The sequence below is a fragment of the Allobosea sp. FW305-C-101 genome, assembly GCF_058783685.1.
In genome coordinates this window covers 1178441-1196038 of record NZ_JBYSYT010000001.1, presented here as the reverse complement: position 1 = coordinate 1196038, position 17598 = coordinate 1178441, and the positions used below count along the sequence as shown (strand labels likewise).

Sequence of the window (17598 nt, the reverse complement as noted above, 5' to 3'; positions counted from 1 at the left end):
TCTGCAACCTGGCCTTGCCAGAGTTTGAAGCAAGGCCACTTTCATCGTCATCCGGGCCAGGCCGGCCAAGCTTGGCACGCGTTTGAATTCGATTGGCTCAGCCCACTTGTTTCGTTCGAGGGCGAAATAGCCGCTTCTATGCGGCGCATGCGAAGGAAAGCTAAGCGTTGTGGACTTAGCCGGCCGTCGCCAAGCGCGGGCTCGCTAATTTTCGTCGGCTGCGCCTCGATTTGTCGTTCCCTGATCCGAAGCCATTGGCCAAGGCGGCTGTTCGGACAGGCAACGTCAAAAAGCTTCTCACCATAGGGCCGAGGTCTCCTCAAGTTCGTTAGTCAGCTTCGAACGCGCGAAGCGCGCAAAATCTGAGCGCCCAGAGCGGGGGGGGCTCGGTCTAGCATTGTCTATCGATGCACCCCCCGATCCATTGCTGCGGCTTGGGGGGATAGGATGTGATAGGGGCATGATAGGGGCATGGTTTTCCAGGTATCGCCCCACGCCGAACATCAACAGTTACAGCGCCTTCGGCAATTCTTGGGGCAATGGGGCGATACTTCTCTATCCCTAAGGAGTTTTTTGAAGAGAGAGGCGCAAATACGCACATGCACATGTGTAAAAGCCTAGAGCTGGAAGTTTCTGCATCGCCCTAGTTCCCCAAAAATGCGAAATCCCCGTAGCCATCGGGGTCTTCGCATGGGGCGATTGCTTTTTGGCATCGCCCCAATGTTACAAGGTACGACAGCTTTTCGAGGCTTCCGCGCCTCCGGCGGGAGGTGAAAGACTCCTCCGCCACCGCCGGGGGAGGTGCATCTATACGACATCTGGCGGCGCGAAGCGCCATAGCGCGGGCTTGCTCTTGCTCGAAGGCGTGTTGCCGATGAGTTGGATGCCGCCGCGTATCCGGCCATTGTTCTTGCGCAGCCAGTAGGCTGTCGCATTGCGGCCGACCTCGCTGGGGCGCTTCGGGTCCGCGAGGCTGGCGAGCACCGTTTCGCTCTGGTCCATGGACATTCCCATCAGGCAGACGGTCCTCAGCTCCGCGAAGCTGTGCCCCTTGCCCTTCGTCACATCCGCAAAAATGGCGAACAGCTCGGCATCCGCGCCGCCAAGATCATCGCTGTTCGCGCGCAAGTGTGCCTGCGTCGCGCAGGGATCGGGCAGGCCGAGCATGACCAGCGGCTCGCGCGCTAGCCGCGACCACTGCCCGAAGGACGCTAGCGGAGTGAGTGCCGGGCGGGCGGCGGCGGGGTGCATCCCCCAGCGCACTATGGTTAGGAGCGCGGACAGATACTTGCCCTGATTGGCCAGAACATCCGAAAGCGGGTTGCCCTTGAACAGGCGGTGCTCCGGGTGCTCTTGCTGCGCGTCCAACTCGACATACAGGCAGCGGGCCGGCAGGTCGCCGGACACAGCTATATTGTTGCCATTGATGAAGACGGTCCATGTATTCTGGATGTGCACCACCTTGCTGGTCATCAGCGCCCGCAGGGAAACAGCGGGATTTTCGATGGCCTGCGCCATGAGCGGCGAGGACATCCGGCCATCGGCATTGTCGAAATTGACGATGGACGTTCCGGCCAGCAGCAGGCCCGTCAGCGCCTTATCGTTCTCGGCCGCGTCTTTGTGGGCGGCGATGCTGGCGACTTCTCGGCCCAGCGCCACGGCGCAGATGAGACGCGTCAGGTAGCTCTTGCCCGTGCGGGGCGAGGGCGAGACCAGTACCGTCGCCGGCACGACATTCATCAGCGGACGCGCGGCGAGATGCAGCATCGCGGCAAGCGCGACGCTCTCGCCCTCGGGGCTGGTGAACGGGAACTCCGCCAGCAGCCCGCGCACGAGCGCCAGCGCGGCCGAGGCCTCCGCCGGGGAGGGTGCATCGGGCACAGTGACACCCGGCACGGCGCGCGTCAGGAAGTAGCCCGTCTGCGCGTCATAGCCGGGCTTGCCCAGCAGCGAGCTGTCAGGGCGCAGGCTCGGCCATTCCAGCAAGCCCCGGATCGGCGCGAAGCGATCCTGCGCGACCGGCGTTAGCAAGAGCCGAGCCGTGTCCAGCGTCAGCGACACGGGCCGCCATTCTTCCTCCCTGTCCCGCTTCTTGACGATGACGACATGCTCGGCCACCAGCAGGCGCATCCAGTCCGCAGTCACCTCGACAAGCTGGATTTCCCCGGTCTTGCCCGCCGCACGCGGGCTGACCAAACGCCCGCCTTGCGCGTAGATCGGCGCTCCGACCGCCACCAGCGCGTCGCAGATTTCGGCGATGGTGTCGTTCAATGTCCCGGCCCGGAAGCGCACGACAGGTTTGTCCGGCTCGGTGCCGAACACGTTGCGGAGCAGCGTCTCCTCCTGCGTCAGCCCGAGGGCGCGTAAGCCCTGATGCCCGCCCAGCGCCGGCTTCACCATGTTCAGCAGGTCGGGATATCCGACCGTGATGCGCTCGCGCTGCGACCAGAGGTCCTCGAACACCCGTTCATCCTCGGCGGGGTCGCTGCGGAAGAGCTTGCCGCACCAGTCGAGCGAGAGTTCGCGGGCATCGGCCTCGGAAGCACCGCGCAGCGCGCCGATGATGACGATCATTTCTCCGATCCACGGGTCACGTGCGTCCGTTTGGTTCGGCAGCGCCGCGAGGATCAGGCGCACGGCATTCAGGCTGGGTGCGGCGAGAGTCTTCTGTTGCGCGGCTGGCAACGGGTGTGCGGCGATCTGGCCGCTTCCGCCGCCATCGGCATGGAGGGAAGGGGCACCCCGGTGCCAGCCCGCGATCTTGATGTCCTTCCGCGCGGCAGCCGTCGATGCGTATTTGGCCCCGCAGGCGCGGGCCATGGCGATATAGACCTGTCCCGCCTGCGCCTTGGTCAGGTCCGGTAGCTCATGGCGTGCCGGCATTTCGTCCAGCGGGGTTTCAACCCATTTTCCATCGATCAGGTCGAACCGCGACCAATAGCGCCAGCCGCCGCAGGCATGCGGTCCGAGCGCGACGAACTGACGCCCGGCCCCGATCAGCTCTAGCGAATAGCCGTCCTTGGTGAAGCGCCGTTCGTAGTCCGGCGCACCGTCGCTGATGAGCACCGGGGATAGCCACGGATCACCGCCGCGACGGCGGAGGAAATAGTGCGTACGGCCCAGCGCCCGCAGCGCGTCGCGCATGGCGCCCAGCACCAATGTGCTGCCTTCCCGATGCGGTATGTCGCAATCGAGCCCGACGACGGCCTTGCCGTCCGCCGGGTCCGCCCGGCAGACGATGCCCGCGCCGTTGCCGTCCCGGTCGTATTGGGCGATGTCCTCGGCGTTGACGACATGTGTGGCCCAGCCCGGCAGGATCGGCCCCTTGCCGCTCTTCGGATCACCAGGCCAAGTCCGGTCATCGTGCAGGGCATACGCCGCCGGGTCGGAGCCGGGATTGCGCTTCAACCGCTGGATCGGCGTCAGCGCGTCGCCGAAGCCCTTGGCGGCGAGCTGCGCCAGCATGTTGGTGGTCTGGACCAGCGCGCGCTTGCCCAAGGCGCGCACCAGCGCCTGCTTGACGGTCTTGTTCATGGCCGGGGCTCTTAGTGCTGGGTGGCGGGCGCGGCGGTCTCATCCGAGACGCGCCAGCCGCTTTCGGCCAGCGACATCCGACGCATCGTCTTGCTCATGAAGATCGGCGACCGATCCCATGGCGCGAAGGCGAGGAGCCCGCACATGGTTTCGTCGGTGGAGGGCTCCGGCATGAAGCTGGGGTCTTTCGCCATGCTCGCTACCAGCGCCTTGCGAAACAGGGCTTCGAGCCGGTCCGCCGCGTCGAGCCTGCCCGCCGTGTCGCGTGCGCGGTCCGCTGCCCGTTGCATCAGCCGTATCGCCTTTGGCAGGGGCAGTGCGGGCGGCAGCGGCGCACGATGGCGTGCCGCCAGCGCCCGTGCGCCATTGCGGAGGTTTTCGGCACGCCAGTTGCCGAAACAGAGTATGTCCCCCGTGGCCGCGCACGACAGGAGCATCGTGACGCATCCGGGAGGCGGAGCGTTGAACAGAATCAGCAAATCCGCACGGGCGGCTACCTGAGTCGCAATACCCTTGATGTGATCTGCGTTCATGGGCGGGCATCCTTTGGATTGAAGGATGCCGCAGGCCTTCGGGCGGTCTGAGCAGAGCGTGACAGCCGGGGGCGGGGCCGCTACAATGCGGCTCAAGTCACATGCCTATATCTGTCACGCCGCTGGTCCCGTTCCGAGGGGCCGGCGGCTTCTCTTTTCAGGCGGGGGATTGGCGACGAAGCCGCTGCGCGGCGGGGTCGGTGACGCGCTCGGTCACATAGGCTTTCAGGTCGGCCAGCCGATAGCTGACCCGGCGCGGCCCCTGCTTCACATAGCGCGGCCCCATTCCGAGCTGTCGCCAGTTTGTCAGCGTGCGCGGGGCCTGGCGCAGGAAGGCGGCAGCATCGTGCGTGGACAGCAGGAGGCTGTCGCCAGCGGCCTTCACCACTGCGGGAGTGCATCCACGCGTCAGCTCAGCCAGCGCTTCCGTGTTCGCGGCCTGCGCCTCGCGCTCGGCTTCGGCCTTGCGTTCGGCCATCATGCGCCCGCTGCGCTCGGCCTCCGCCACAGCGCCTTGAAGCAGGGCCGCAATCTGTGCGGTTACATGCTCGGTAGTGCTTTCCTGAGGCATTGATCGGCTCCGCTCTCCTTGCGATGCCTAGGATCAGAGCGGGTTTTGCCGTTGCTGTCCGTGACAAATAGAGGCCCCTATTTGACACGGTACTGCGCGAGAAATGCGGCCAGCGCCTGCAATCCCGTGATGACATCCGGCATTGTGCCACGGCCGAACCGTTCGCTTCTCCCCGCCCATGCTGCTTCTGCAATCCGGTTGCGATGCGTCGGGTTCTGCCGGCCTCGGTCGTTCAGCCGGAAGCACGTCCGCGCTTCGGGGAGGAAGCCGGTCGTGCGCGGCTGCCATGCGGTGCCTGGCGGGCAGGAAGCATCCCCTCGCAGCCAGCCGATTGTCATGCTGATGCTGGCGCGATGCCGGGCGCGCAGATAGGCCACAGCCGAGGCGACATAGAGCGAGAGCTGGTCATCCCTGTGAGCAGCCCGGCGCGTGCGCTTGCTCTGCGGCGTGGGCTTGCCAAAACCCTCAGCGCCGCCGGCATTCAGAGCTTCCAGCCCGAACACCGCATAGTCCGAGAACCGGCCAGAGATGAGGCCGAGACGCGCGAGGGCGCGCAGATAGCCGATGGTGGCCAAGCGGGCGCAACGCGCGCGCTCGGCCGGGTCGTTGACGGCCCATAGCTGGTCGACGACCTGCCTGTCGCTCAGGCTGGCATTGGCGGGAATGCTCGGCTCTTGGCGGATGGCGGCTGCGCCTGCGGCGTCGAGCGCGTCCGCAATCGTCTGCGCGAGGACTGCCGCAAGCTGCTTCGGTATCCGTCTGGATGCCGCTTCGGCGTCACCGGGGAGCGAGTCCGCTGTGAGAGAGAGGGAGCGCATCCGGTCGCTGTCGTCGGGGCGCGGGGCTGGTTCCTCGCTCATGCCTGCGCCGCCTTGGCCGGAGCCCGCCGGGGGCGCTTGCCTTCGCCCCGGCGGAGCTGGATCACGCCGGCTCCCGCCGCTGGGGCCGGCTTGTCGAGCGCTGCCGACACGGCATCACACCAGAGGGCGGCAGCCTCTGCCCGCTTGTCGAGATAGGCGTGCTTGTCATAGGTCGCGACCAGCACGTTGGCGGGCGTGTGGTTCAGCATCAGTTCGGCGATTTCGGTGCTGACGCCGAGCCGGCCGAGATGCGAGCGGAAGGTGCGGCGCAAATCGTGCAGGGTCACATGGCGCGTCAGGCCATGCGCCTTCGCCGCCTTGAGCAGGCGCGGCCATGTCTTGGACCAGCCGGTCATGCGCGGGGCCGGGGAGGGCGCACCCTTCCCCCGGCCCAGTTCGATGACATGACGCCCCGGCAGCATCAGCGGCGTTCCGGGCAGGCGGCGCAGTGAGGCGATGACAGTCTGCGCCAGCGGCGGCAGCACCACGGCGTGCTCCCGGCCATTCTTGGTTTGCGCTGGGGGGATCATAAGCAGGGGCGGCATGTCCTCGCGCGCCGGGCGCAGCCATGACCAGCAGGCCTCGACCATTTCCTTGCGCCGGCAGCCCGTCAGGATCAGCAGTCGCACATAGGCGCCGAAATTCTCGGTCACCGCGTCCCGGTCGTCGCAGGCTTTCCAGACGGCCGCGATTTCGGCCATGTCGAGCATGGTCCCTTTTTCGTGGCGTCCGCCCTCGGCCACGATCTGCGCCTTGGACTGGCGCGGCGCGCGGTAGCCGGCCATGACGTTCGCCGGGATATGGCCTTCATTGCAGGCCCAGCCGAGCACGCCATGCAGACGGGCTTGCAGCGTCTTGTATGAGCCCTGCCGCGTGACCAGCATCGGGGCCATTTGCGCCACGAAATCCCGGCGCGTCAGCGTCGCGGGGTCACGGGGCAGGAGAGGTGCCAGCTCCCGGCGCAGGGACCGGGCTGCCTCTGCGGCGGAAACGATGCTGCGGGCCTTCTGGAAGACTTCGTGCTGGTCGATCAACTCGGCCAGCGTCAGCGACGATCCACTCTCCCCGCTCTTCGTCTGGGCCTCGGCGCGAGGGTCTATGCCGGCCGCGAGCTTGGTCGCAATGTCCTGTGCCAGCTTGCGGGCGTCATCCAAACGGAGCGCACGCACGTCGCCCAGAACGATGCGCCGGGGGGCGCTGCCGCCGAACCGATAGCGAACGCAGAACTTGGGCGGGCTGCCGGCCTGAGCGCGCACGGACAGGAGTGGCACGACGGTATCGGTCCATGAGCGTTCGCCGGCCGCCGGCGGCTGCAAGGTCGCAAGGCGGGAGGGCGTGAAACGGATTTTGTCGGCCACCATCGGCTCCAATTTTCAGGACACGCTCAGGACACGGTTGGTCAGGGCTGTGGCGGGATATATTGTTGCCGATAATGGGGTTGATAGCCTAAGAAGGCAAGAAATTTCGGTATCTTATGGGTGTGCGCCAGAGAGGATAAAGCCGCTACCGAATTATAAGAGCCGCACTTTCGTAATGAGGGGGTCGGGGGTTCGAATCCCTCAAGCGGCACCACGATCCTTCCCCGACATCGCTGCGCGTCAGGACCATCGCTGCCGATCGTCGAAACCCGTCGGCACAGTGCGAGCGCGTTTCAGCGCGCAAGGCTCATTTCAGCTGGCTGTCCTTGCTGCCGCGCCGGTTGTAGCCGGATTGTGCCGCCGAACGGTCCTGCCCGGATTGGCAGGCGACGCAGAGCCGGGCGCCTGGCATGGCGAGGCGCCGCGCTTCGGGGATCTCCTCGCCGCATTCCTGACAATGGATCTCGCCCGGCCCGCTCGGTAGTCGCGAGCGCGCGAGCCGGACCGCGTCCGTGATCGAGCCGTCGATCTGGTCCTGAACCGCTCCGTCCGGAGCCCATCCGCTCGCCATGACGCAACCTCCCTGGCCGATAAGATGGCCTTGGGTCGCGCGGAATCCAAGAGTTTCCGCTCAGGCGAAACGCTTTGCTCCCGCGACGCAGAGCACGACCACGGCGGTCGCCGCGATCATCGTCCAGGCGATCGGCTCGCCGAGCAGCCAGCCTGCCAGCATCAGGCCGAAGAAGGGCTGGAGCAGCTGAAGCTGGCCGACCGTCGCCGTGCCGCCGATCGCCAGCCCCCGGTACCAGAACACGAAGCCGACGAGCATGCTGAAGATCGAGACGTAAGCAAGCCCGATCCAGGCTGGCGTGCCGATGCCCTGCCAGGTCGCGGGCCAGAACAGCAGGGCGACGGCGGCCATCGCCGGCAGCGACAGTAGGAGCGCCCAGGAAATCACCTGCCAGCCGCCAAGCCGGCGCGACAGGCTCGCGCCCTCGGCATAGCCGAGCCCGCAAAGCAGCACGGCTGCGACCATCAGCAGGTCTCCCGTCAACGAGCCGCTGTCGCTGTTCGCCAGCGCGAAGCCGACGACGGTGGCGCTGCCGATTCCTGAGAACAGCCAGAACACCGGCTTCGGCCGCTCGCCACCGCGCAGCACGCCGAACAGTGCGGTTGCGAGCGGCAACAGGCCGATGAAGACGATCGAGCGTGCCGAGGGAATATGCTGCAGGGCGAGGGCCGTCAGCAGCGGAAAGCCGAGCACGACACCGAGCGCGACGATCGCGAGCGGGCGGATATCCGCCTTCTGCGGCCATTGCTGGCGCAGCAGCATGAGGCAGGCCGCGCCGAGCAGGGCCGCGATGGCAGCCCGGGCGCCGGTCAGGAACAATGGCGAGAAGCCGGCCACCGCGACGCGCGTCGCCGGCAGCGAGCCGCTGAAGATCAGTACGCCGATGAGCCCGCTGCCCCAGCCCTTGCCACCCCATTCCTTCATCATGTGACCTGTCCTGCCCTTTCGCGGGAAGCCGTGCTCTAGGCGTGAGGGCGCGACGAAGCCAGCGACAGAGCGATACATTCATGGCAAACTGTATGGCTATGAATGAGCATACAATCACCACGGCCGGGCCCGCAGCGACGCGAACGGAGGCGGTGATGGCAGCGATTCGCGGCCGTCTGGCGGCGCGGACGCTCGCCCCGGGCGACCGCTTGCCCTCGATCCGCGGCTTTGCGACGACGATGAAGGTTTCGCCCTCCACAGTCGTCGAGGCCTATGATCGACTCGCTGCCGAGGGGCTGATCCGCGCGCGGCAAGGCTCCGGCTTCTATGTCACCGGCGGCGGCCTACCGCCATTGGCGCTGACGCAGGCGGCTTCGCCGCAGGAGCTGGTCGTCGATCCGTTCTGGGTCTCCCGCCAGTCGCTCGATGCCGAACCCGGCGCGTTGAAGCCGGGTTGCGGCTGGCTTCCGGCCGACTGGATGCCGGAAGAGGCCTTGCGTCGTGGCTTCCGGTCCCTGGCGCGCGCCGAGGGGGCGATCCTCACCGATTACGGCGGCACGCGCGGCGCCTCCGTCCTGCGCCGCCTCCTGCTTGGACGCTTCACCGAGGCCGGGCTCGCGGCCTCGCCCGAACAGCTCATGCTGACCGGTTCGGGCACGCAGGCGCTCGACCTGATCTGCCGCTTCCTGTTGCGGCCGGGCGATGCCGTCCTCGTCGACGATCCCTGCTATTTCAACTTCCAGGCTTTGCTGCGGGCGCATCAGGTGCGTGTGCTGAGCGCGCCCTATACGTCGACAGGACCTGACATCGCCGCGTTCGAGGCTGTGGTCGCGGCCGAGCGTCCGCGCCTCTACCTGACCAATTCCGGATTGCACAACCCGACCGGCGCCGGCCTGTCGCCGCAGGCCGCTTATCGCGTGCTCAGCACGGCTGCCGCCAACGATATGATCATCGTCGAGGACGATATCTTCGCCGATTTCGAGCCCGAGCCCACGGCGCGCCTGGTGGCGCTCGACGGGCTGGAGCGCGTCATCCGCATCGGCAGTTTCTCGAAGACGCTCTCGGCGGCCGTGCGCTGCGGCTATATCGCGGCGCGGGCCGATTGGATCGAGGGGTTGGTCGACCTGCAGGTCGCGACCAATTTCGGCGGCCCCAGCCCGGTTTCGACGGAACTGCTCGCGGGGGTCCTCGCCGGCGGCAGCTATCGCAAGCATATGGAGGAATTGCACCGTCGCCTGGCCCAGGCGCGGCGCGAGGTCGCGGCGCGGCTGGAAACACTTGGGATTCGCCCCTGGCTAATGCCGCGCGGCGGCTTCTATCTCTGGTGCCGTTTGCCCGAAGACATCGATTCCGCCGAGCTGGCCCGCCTGGCCGTGATGCAGGGGGTGGTTCTCGCGCCGGGCAATGTCTTCAGCGTCGCCCAGACGGCCGGACATTTCATGCGCTTCAACGTCGCCCAGTCGCGTGATCCGCGCGTGTTCGAGGTGCTCAGGCAAGCGATGGCGACGATGCGGCAGCAAGGCGGCGCATCCGCGCACGATTGATCCAGCGCAGCTTGGGCTTGCACCGCACTCGTCAGCCCGGCGCCCCCCTGATATAGACCGCGGCAACAACCGGCCCGGCCGGACAGGACCGAAAGCTTTGATATCATGCATCTGAGGATCGGCACGCGCCGCAGCCCGCTGGCGATGGCCCAGACCAACCACGTCATGGGCCTGATCCGGGAGAAGTTCCCGCAGGCGGAGTTCACCCTCTGCCAGATCGCCACCATCGCTGATCGCGACCGCGTCTCCGAGTTCCATCAGTTCGGCATGGTCGGCGTCTTCGCGATTGAGCATGAGCAGCAACTGGTGAAGCGCGAGGTCGATTTCGTCGTTCATTCGCTGAAGGACCTGCCGACCACCTTGCATGAAGGCCTCGTCCTCGCCTCGGTGCCTCCGCGCGAGGACCCGCGCGATGCGCTCTGCGGCGCGACCATGGCCTCGCTGCGCCAGGGGGCGCGCGTCGGCACGGGCTCGCTGCGCCGCCGCGCCCAGATCCTGAACCTGCGTCCGGACGTCACCGTCGTCCCGATCCGCGGCAATGTCGGCCCGCGCCTCGCCAAGATCGGCGGAGAGGACGCGCTCGACGCGGTGATCCTTGCCCATGCCGGCCTGCGCCGGCTCGGTTTGGACGACGCCTCTTCGGAAGTGCTTGCGCCGAGCTTGTTCCCCTATGCCGTCGGGCAGGGTGCGTTGGGACTCGAGGCTCGTGCCGAGGATACGGCGGTGATCGAGGTGCTGAAGGCGATCGAATGCCCGAAGGCCCGCGCCGAGACTGAGGCCGAGCGCGAGATGATGCATGCGCTGGGGGCCGGTTGCAGCCTGCCGGTGGGTGCCTGCGCGACCTGGCAGGGTGGTCGCCTGACGCTGCATGCGCAGGTGACCTCGATCGAGGGCACGGAGCGCGTCGTCGCCGATGAAAGCGCGACACCGGAGCAGGCCCGCGAGCTCGGCTTGTCCGTCGCGCGTGTCTTGAAGGAGCGCGGCGGCGTCGCGATCCTCGAAAAGAGCTATCGCAGCCACTATCCAAGCTTCAAGTCGCTGTAGTCGAGCAGCGCAATAAGAAGCCCGGCCTCCCTGGGGAGTGCCGGGCCTCGTTTGGCCACCGTCGCATGCAGGCGAATGGCCGCTTCCGAAATTGTCTCAGAGCCGGACGACAGCATCGCGATGACGCGAGGCGAACAGCGCCGCCTCCCGGCGGAAGAGCATCCAGGCGGGCTGCGGCGTTGCAGGACCGGGCTCGCGCATCGACATCGTGTAGGGGCCGGCATTGCCGGCCGGCTTGTCGGGGTCGAGCCGCGCCGCCCGACACATTGCCCGCGCGATCCGCGTGATCCGCTCTTCGTCCATCTCCGCCTCCGCCGTGACGATCCAGCGGCGACGGAACGTCGAATTGGGCCTCCCGGTTCCGCTGGTCGCTCCCTCTTTTTTGTCAGGCGGCCAGCAGCCCAAGCGCGCGCTCGATGCGCGAGCAGCCAGGCTTCGCGCGCGCCTTGGCATAGGTCTTCTGCAAGCGCCCGCTGGCGTAGGATTCGATGACGATCGCGTGGACATAGCTCTTGCGGACGACGGCGGGTGTGTTGACCAGCTTCTCCGAGATCGAGCGCATGATGTCGGCGAGCTGCCGTTTGCGCCCGGCTTCGCTTGCCACCGCCTCGCCGGCGAGTAGCAACTCCGCGGCAGCGGTATTGGCGGCAAGCATGCGCAGGTCCTTGCTGCTGACGGGCAAGCCGCAGGCGCGCTTGAGATAGGCGTTGATCTCGGCCGCGTGGATCGGTGCGACGGAACCGTCTTCGTTCTTGTGTTGCAGCAGGCGCCGGCCGGGGAGGGTGATGATCCGTCCGATCGCGCGAGCCAGCGGCGCATCGTCTATCACGCAGGAAATCTCCTTGCCGCTCTTGCCGCGGAACCGCAGCGAGACCCGCGTGCTCGTCAGCGTGACGTGGCGCTTGAGCAATGTCGACGTGCCGTGGCTGCCATTCTCCTTCGCATAGGCTTCGTTGCCGACGCGCAGGTGGCCGCGATCGATGATGGTCGCGGCGCAGGCCAGCGCCTTGTCGCGCGACAGCGTCCGCGCTTTCAAATCGGCGGCGATGCGGGCGCGCAGCTTCGGCAGGGCCTCGATCAGGCGCGCGAGCCGCTTGAGCTTGCGGCGCTCGCGCACCTTCTCCCAATCCGGATGATAGCGATGCTGCACGCGGCCGGCATCGTCATGGCCGATTGCCTGCAGATGGGCGCGCGGATCGGCGGCGATGCGCACATCCGCATAGGCCGGCGGGATGGCCAGAGCCCGGATGCGGTCGAGCGTGTCAGCATCCGTGACCTTGGCGCCTTCCGCATCGCGATAGCCGAAGGAGCGGCCGTGGCGGATGCGGCGGATCGTGAGTTCGTCGGACGAAACGCGACGCAGTCGTGTTGCGGCGGCAGGGCGTTTAGCGTGCGGGGAAACCGGCATGGGCGGCGCTCGCAGAGTTCCGCTGCGAAAACGGCGTCATCGTCCAATTGGTTCCGCGCAGTCGAGCATATTCACCACAATTCGACAAGCGCGCAGGTTTCTGGGGATGCATGCGCGAAAATCAGTGGCCAGAACGCAGGTGTCCCGCCAAGACTGTCAAAAAAATTGAACGATATGTTTGGGGAGATGATGGTGCCGCGCGTTTTGATCGCCGAGTTCATGCATGAAACGAACACCTTCAGTGTTCAGCTCACGGACGAGGCCACCTTCAGGGCGCATGGCGCCTTCCGCGACAACGAGATCCCAGGCGCCTTCCGTGGCACGCGCACCTCGATGGGCGCGGCCTTCGAAGCGGCCGACAAGTTCGGCTGGAGCCTCGTGCACCCGCTGGTGACCGGCGCCAACCCGTCCGGCCGGGTCACCGATGCCGCCTTCGATCTCTTCGCCGGCCAGATCGTCGATGCTACTCCGGGTGTCGACGGTGTGCTGCTGCATCTCCATGGAGCGATGGCGACCGAAAGCTCGGATGACGGCGAAGGCGAATTGCTCGCCCGGCTGCGCAAGCGCATCGGCCCGGACGTGCCTGTCGTCGCCGTGCTCGACCTCCATGCAACGGTCACGCAGCTCATGGCCGACAATGCCAACGCGCTGATCTCCTACCGGACCTACCCGCATATCGATCAGTACGAGCGGACCTGGCAGGCGGCCGAACTGCTGCAGCGCGCGATCAAGGGCGAGATCAAGCCGAAGGTCGCGCTCGCCCGCCGCCCGATCCTCTACGCCCTCGACGGTGGCCGCACGACTTCGCCGCCGTTCCTCGAATTGCTGCGCCGGGGCGATGAGCTCGAAGCCTCCGGTGACGCGCTCGTCGTCAGCGTCCAGGCCGGCTTCTCCTCGGCCGACGTCCACGATATTGGCCCTTCGATCGCGGTCACGGCCGATGATCGCGGCAAGGCTCAAGGCATCGCCGAGGAGCTGATGGACTATGCCTGGGAGCAGCGCCGCTTCTCCTCGATCCATTTCACGCCGCTGGCCGAGGCCATGGCCCGTGCCAAGGCCGGCGAGGCCGATACCGGAAAGCCCGACTACAAGCCGGTGGTGATCTCGGACTATTCCGACAATCCCGGCTCCGGCGCCTATGGCGATGCCACCAACCTGCTGCGCGCGGTGCTCGATGCCGGGCTGAAGAATGTCGGCTTCCACGCGATCAACGACCCCGAGGCCGTGCTGATCGCCCAGGCGATCGGCGTCGGCAAGCGCGGCCGGATCAAGCTCGGCGGCAAGGTCGATCCGAGCATGGGCGGCGGCCCGCTCGATCTCGACGCCCATGTCGTCGCCATCACCGACGGCTATTTTCTCTGCCATGGCCCGATGGCCGGCGGCGTCTGGCGCAATTACGGCCTCTCGGCCCTGCTGCGCGTCGACGATGTCGAGATCATCGTCATCACCCATAACGGCCAGGCGACCGACCTCGCCCAGTTCACCTCGCTCGGCGTCGACCCGACCCGGAAATCGACGGTGATCGTCAAGTCGATGCAGCATTTCCGCGCCGCCTTCGAGCCGATCGCGCGCGAGGTGCTGGAGGTCGATACCGGCGCGCTCTCGACCCGCAACTTCAAGGAGCGGCCCTACAAGAAGGTCCGCCGCCCGATCTTCCCGCTCGACGATATCTGACCGCCGCTCTCACGAGCCGCGACGACTGGACTTGAGGAGAACACCATGGCGATTCAGGCCGATATCGTATTGCGCAACGGGCCGATCTGGTGCGGGCGCGAGGAGGGCGTCGTCGAGGCGCTGGCAATCTTCCGCGACAAGGTGCTGGCTGCGGGCAGCGATGCCGAGATCAAGCCGCTGATCGGGCCGAAGACCCGTGTCATCGACCTGAAGGGCCGGCTGGCGACGCCGGGCCTGAATGACTCGCATCTGCATCTGGTCTCGCTCGGCATGACCATGGGCTGGGTCGATTCCAAGCCGGAGAGCGCGCCGACGCTGGAAGCCTTGCTGGGCGCTATTTCGGCCCGCGCCGCACAGTCGAAGCCCGGCGAATGGATTCTTTCGCGCGGCTACGACCAGACCAAGCTCGATACCGGCCGCCATCCCTATCGCGAGGAACTCGACCGCGCGGCGCCGAACAATCCGGTGATGCTGGTGCGCGCCTGCGGCCATATCGCGATCTGCAACTCGGAGGCGTTGCGCCTCGGCGGCATCGACGAAAAGTCGCCGACGCCGCAAGGCGGCCTGATCGAGCAGCAGAACGGCCGCCTCACCGGCCTGCTCGCCGAGAACGCGCGCGCCCCGGTCCAGGCCGCGATTCCCGCTGCGACGGAAGAGGATATCATCGCCGGCATCGAGCGCGGCGGGCAGTATCTGCTCTCGCTCGGCATCACCAGCTGTATGGATGCCGCCGTCGGCCAGAAGGGCGGCTTCCGCGAGATCGCGGCCTATCATCGCGCCAAGCGCGCCGGTCGCCTGCCGGTCCGCACTTGGCTCACCTTGCTGGGCGACGATGGCCGCTCGATCGTGCCGCAATGCTATGATGCGGGCCTGATCTCCGGCACCGGCGACAACATGCTGATGATCGGCGGCGTCAAGCTCTTCCTTGACGGTTCGGCCGGCGGCCGCACCGCCTGGATGACCGAGCCCTATCTCGGCGATGACAAGACCACCGGCGTCTGGATGTGGGAGGATGCCGAGCTCGAGCGCATGGTGCTCGATGCCCACAAGAAGGGCTACCAGCTTGTCTGCCATGCCATCGGCGACGCCGCGATCGAGCAGCTGATCACGGCCTATGAGAAGGCGCTCGCAGCCTTCCCCGATCCGGACCGGCGCCACCGCATCGAGCATTGCGGCTTCTCGACCCCGGCCCAGCACGAGCGCATGGTCAAGGCCGGCATCTATCCCTGCCCGCAGCAGGTCTTCATCCATGATTTCGGCGATGCCTATGTGAAGGTGCTCGGCCCCGAGCGGGCGATGCCGAGCTATCCGTTCCGCACTTGGTTCGACCTCGGCCTGAAGCCGGCGACGGGTAGCGACGCGCCGGTCTGCGACCCCAACCCCTTCCCGAATTTCCACACCATGCTGACGCGTGAGACCTGGAAGGGCACGGTGATGGATGCAGCCCAGCGCGTCTCGATCGAGGAGGCCCTGCAGGCCTATACCGAGTTCGGCGCCTTCTCGCAGAAGCAGGAGAAGGTGAAGGGGCGGCTCGCGCCGGGCTTGCTGGCGGATGTCGCGGTGTTCTCGCGCGACCTCTTGAGCGCTGCTCCGGCCGATATCCTCAAGGATACGCGCTGCGATCTCACCATTCTCGGCGGCGAGGTGGTCTTCGAGCGTGGCGCTTGAGCTAGAGCATCTTCGGGCGAAAAAGGCCGGTTCGCGTGAAGAAAATGCGAACAGGAATTCCGAACAGCTCCGCGACATCGTGAATCGCGGTGCTGTTCGGGGAATTTGAGCGTGCAGGGGAAGACAAGCTCGGCAAAGCCGTTATGGTTCGACTTGAAAGCAAACAAGTCCGGATCAACCGGAACAGATGGAAAAACGGGAGGATTGATCGTGTTGTTGAAGAAATTTGCCTTTGCCACCGCGCTGACGCTGGCGGCCTTTACCATCTCGGCACAGGCGCAGGAGCCACGCCGCGGCGGAACGATCCGCTTCACGGCGCCCTATGGTGCGTCCTTCGTCAGCAATGACAGCCACGTCTCGAACCAGATCCAGGACGAGATCTACGGCTACGCGCTGCACGGCATGCTGTTCCGCTGGGATTCGAACGCCGGCAAGCCGGAACCCGAGCTCGTCAAGAGCTTCACCACCTCTGCAGATGGGCTGACGCATACGCTGAAACTGCGCGACGACGCCTTCTTCCACAATGGCCGCAAGATGACGGCTGACGATGTGATCTGGTCGTTCCATCGCCTTGTCGACGGCTCCAAGAACTATCCCGGCGCGCGCCACGTCTCGCGCATCAAGGGCGGTGCCGAGGTCCGCAAGGGCGAGGCCAAGGAGATCTCCGGCCTCAAGAAGATCGATGATTTCACCATCGAGATGACGATGACCGAATCCGTCGATCCCGGCTTCCTGTTCTTCAGTGCGCCCACGGCGATCCTGCCGGCCAAGGAGGCTCAGGAGCCGGACTTCTTCAACAAGCCGATCGGGCTGGGGCCGTTCAAGTTCGTCGAGCACGTTCCCGGCTCGCGCATGGTCTTCGATCGCTGGGAAAAGTACTACAAGGCCGGCAAGCCCTATGCCGACAAGCTGGTGATCTCGCCGATGGGCGAGGCGGCCGCGCGCGACGTCGCCTTCCGCAACAAGGAGATCGACGTCTCGATCCTCGGTTCGACCCAGTATGTCGCCTACAAGGCCGACCCGAACCTCTCCAAGGGCATCCTCGAGGTCGCCGAGGTCTTCACCCGCAACATGGGCATGAATCCGGAGTTCAAGCCCTTCTCCGACAAGCGGGTGCGCCAGGCGATCAACTATGCGATCGACAGCGAACTCATCATCAAGCGCCTCGTCCGCGACAAGGCCTATCGCGCTGTAAGCTGGCTGCCGAGCTCGGTCCCGGCCTTCGATAAGGGCGCCAAGCCCTACGCCTTCGATCCCGAGAAGGCCAAGAAGCTCCTCGTAGAAGCCGGCTATCCCGACGGTTTCGAGTTCGAATGGACCGCGACGCCGAATGAGAGCTGGGGCATCCCGATCGTCGAGGCGACGATCCCGATGCTCGCCAAGGTCGGCATCAAGGTGAAGGTCAAGCCGGTCGAGACCTCGGCGCTCGGTGGCGTCGTCGCGAAGGGCGACTTCCAGGCCTATATCTGGTCGAATACCTCCGGCCCCGACGCGCTGACCGCGTTGAAGTGCTTCCACTCCTCGACGCCGCGCTCCTCCTGCAACTACACCACCTTCAAGAACGCGGCCTATGACAAGCTGCTCGACGAGGCTGCGGCCGAAAAGGACGCCGGCAAGAAGCTTGAACTGCTGAAGAAGGCCAATGCCATGCTGCAGGACGAGGCTCCGGTCTGGTTCTTCAACTACAACAAGGCGGTTCTGGCCTATCAGCCCTGGCTGCACGGCCTGCAGCCGAATGCGACGGAGCTCGCGCTCCAGCGCTACGAGGATCTCTGGGTCGACGCGTCTTCGCCCGCAGCGAAGTAAGCGCCTCCGCTGAGGTTTTCGCCAGCTCGACGACCTCCGTCATCCTGGATCGGTGCGGCCATGCCGTCTGTCCGGGGTGACGGGGACTTTCGAGCCTTGA

14 protein-coding genes are annotated in these 17598 nt (G+C 66.1%); 5 read left to right on the top strand and 9 right to left on the bottom strand.

The window, feature by feature from the left end; genetic code table 11:
• Positions 1–807: 807 nt before the first annotated feature.
• The 7 genes from AC3WMA_RS05660 to AC3WMA_RS05630 all read right to left on the bottom strand — a co-directional run bounded on the left by AC3WMA_RS05660 (position 808) and on the right by AC3WMA_RS05630 (position 8354).
• Positions 808–3507: a bifunctional DNA primase/polymerase gene (locus tag AC3WMA_RS05660; RefSeq protein ID WP_492284394.1), complete on the bottom strand. Its 2700-nt coding sequence runs from the start codon at positions 3505–3507 to the stop codon at positions 808–810.
• Between the two features lie 38 nt (positions 3508–3545).
• Entirely contained in the window at positions 3546–4067 is a 522-nt protein-coding gene (locus AC3WMA_RS05655) for a hypothetical protein (protein ID WP_492284393.1), read from the bottom strand.
• Positions 4068–4224: 157 nt separating this feature from the next.
• Positions 4225–4638, bottom strand: coding sequence for a helix-turn-helix transcriptional regulator (locus tag AC3WMA_RS05650; RefSeq protein ID WP_492284392.1), 414 nt, complete (start codon positions 4636–4638; stop codon positions 4225–4227).
• 77 nt (positions 4639–4715) lie between these two features.
• Positions 4716–5498, bottom strand: a complete 783-nt coding sequence (locus AC3WMA_RS05645) for a hypothetical protein (protein WP_492284391.1) — start codon at positions 5496–5498, stop codon at positions 4716–4718.
• Positions 5495–6856 (bottom strand): tyrosine-type recombinase/integrase, encoded by a 1362-nt coding sequence (locus tag AC3WMA_RS05640; protein WP_492284390.1) that lies wholly within the window; start codon positions 6854–6856, stop codon positions 5495–5497. Before AC3WMA_RS05640 ends, AC3WMA_RS05645 begins: the two co-directional genes overlap by 4 nt.
• Before the next feature lie 307 nt (positions 6857–7163).
• Positions 7164–7427, bottom strand: coding sequence for a DksA/TraR family C4-type zinc finger protein (locus tag AC3WMA_RS05635; RefSeq protein WP_492284389.1), 264 nt, complete (start codon positions 7425–7427; stop codon positions 7164–7166).
• A gap of 60 nt (positions 7428–7487) precedes the next feature.
• Positions 7488–8354, bottom strand: a complete 867-nt coding sequence (locus AC3WMA_RS05630; protein ID WP_492284388.1) for a DMT family transporter — start codon at positions 8352–8354, stop codon at positions 7488–7490.
• Between the two features lie 155 nt (positions 8355–8509).
• Between AC3WMA_RS05630 and AC3WMA_RS05625 the strand changes: the two genes are divergently transcribed.
• Both AC3WMA_RS05625 and hemC read left to right on the top strand, forming a co-directional pair.
• Positions 8510–9898 (top strand): aminotransferase-like domain-containing protein, encoded by a 1389-nt coding sequence (locus tag AC3WMA_RS05625; protein WP_492284387.1) that lies wholly within the window; start codon positions 8510–8512, stop codon positions 9896–9898.
• 105 nt (positions 9899–10003) lie between these two features.
• The gene (gene hemC / locus AC3WMA_RS05620) at positions 10004–10942 is read left to right on the top strand and encodes a hydroxymethylbilane synthase (RefSeq protein ID WP_492284386.1); all 939 of its coding nucleotides are present in this window, start codon (positions 10004–10006) and stop codon (positions 10940–10942) included.
• A gap of 96 nt (positions 10943–11038) precedes the next feature.
• Here hemC and AC3WMA_RS05615 read toward each other — a convergent pair whose 3' ends face one another.
• Both AC3WMA_RS05615 and AC3WMA_RS05610 read right to left on the bottom strand, forming a co-directional pair.
• The gene (locus AC3WMA_RS05615; protein ID WP_492284385.1) at positions 11039–11245 is read right to left on the bottom strand and encodes a hypothetical protein; all 207 of its coding nucleotides are present in this window, start codon (positions 11243–11245) and stop codon (positions 11039–11041) included.
• A gap of 82 nt (positions 11246–11327) precedes the next feature.
• On the bottom strand, positions 11328–12350 hold the full coding sequence (locus tag AC3WMA_RS05610) for a DNA topoisomerase IB (protein ID WP_492284384.1): 1023 nt from the start codon (positions 12348–12350) through the stop codon (positions 11328–11330).
• Between the two features lie 192 nt (positions 12351–12542).
• On the opposite strand from AC3WMA_RS05610, the gene AC3WMA_RS05605 reads away from it, so the two are divergent.
• The 3 genes from AC3WMA_RS05605 to AC3WMA_RS05595 all read left to right on the top strand — a co-directional run bounded on the left by AC3WMA_RS05605 (position 12543) and on the right by AC3WMA_RS05595 (position 17498).
• On the top strand, positions 12543–14024 hold the full coding sequence (locus tag AC3WMA_RS05605; RefSeq protein WP_492284383.1) for a M81 family metallopeptidase: 1482 nt from the start codon (positions 12543–12545) through the stop codon (positions 14022–14024).
• 45 nt (positions 14025–14069) lie between these two features.
• Positions 14070–15692: an amidohydrolase gene (locus AC3WMA_RS05600; RefSeq protein WP_492284382.1), complete on the top strand. Its 1623-nt coding sequence runs from the start codon at positions 14070–14072 to the stop codon at positions 15690–15692.
• Between the two features lie 216 nt (positions 15693–15908).
• Positions 15909–17498 carry an ABC transporter substrate-binding protein gene (locus tag AC3WMA_RS05595; protein WP_492284754.1) on the top strand — a complete coding sequence of 530 codons (1590 nt, stop codon included), beginning with the start codon at positions 15909–15911 and terminating at the stop codon, positions 17496–17498.
• Positions 17499–17598: the final 100 nt, after the last annotated feature.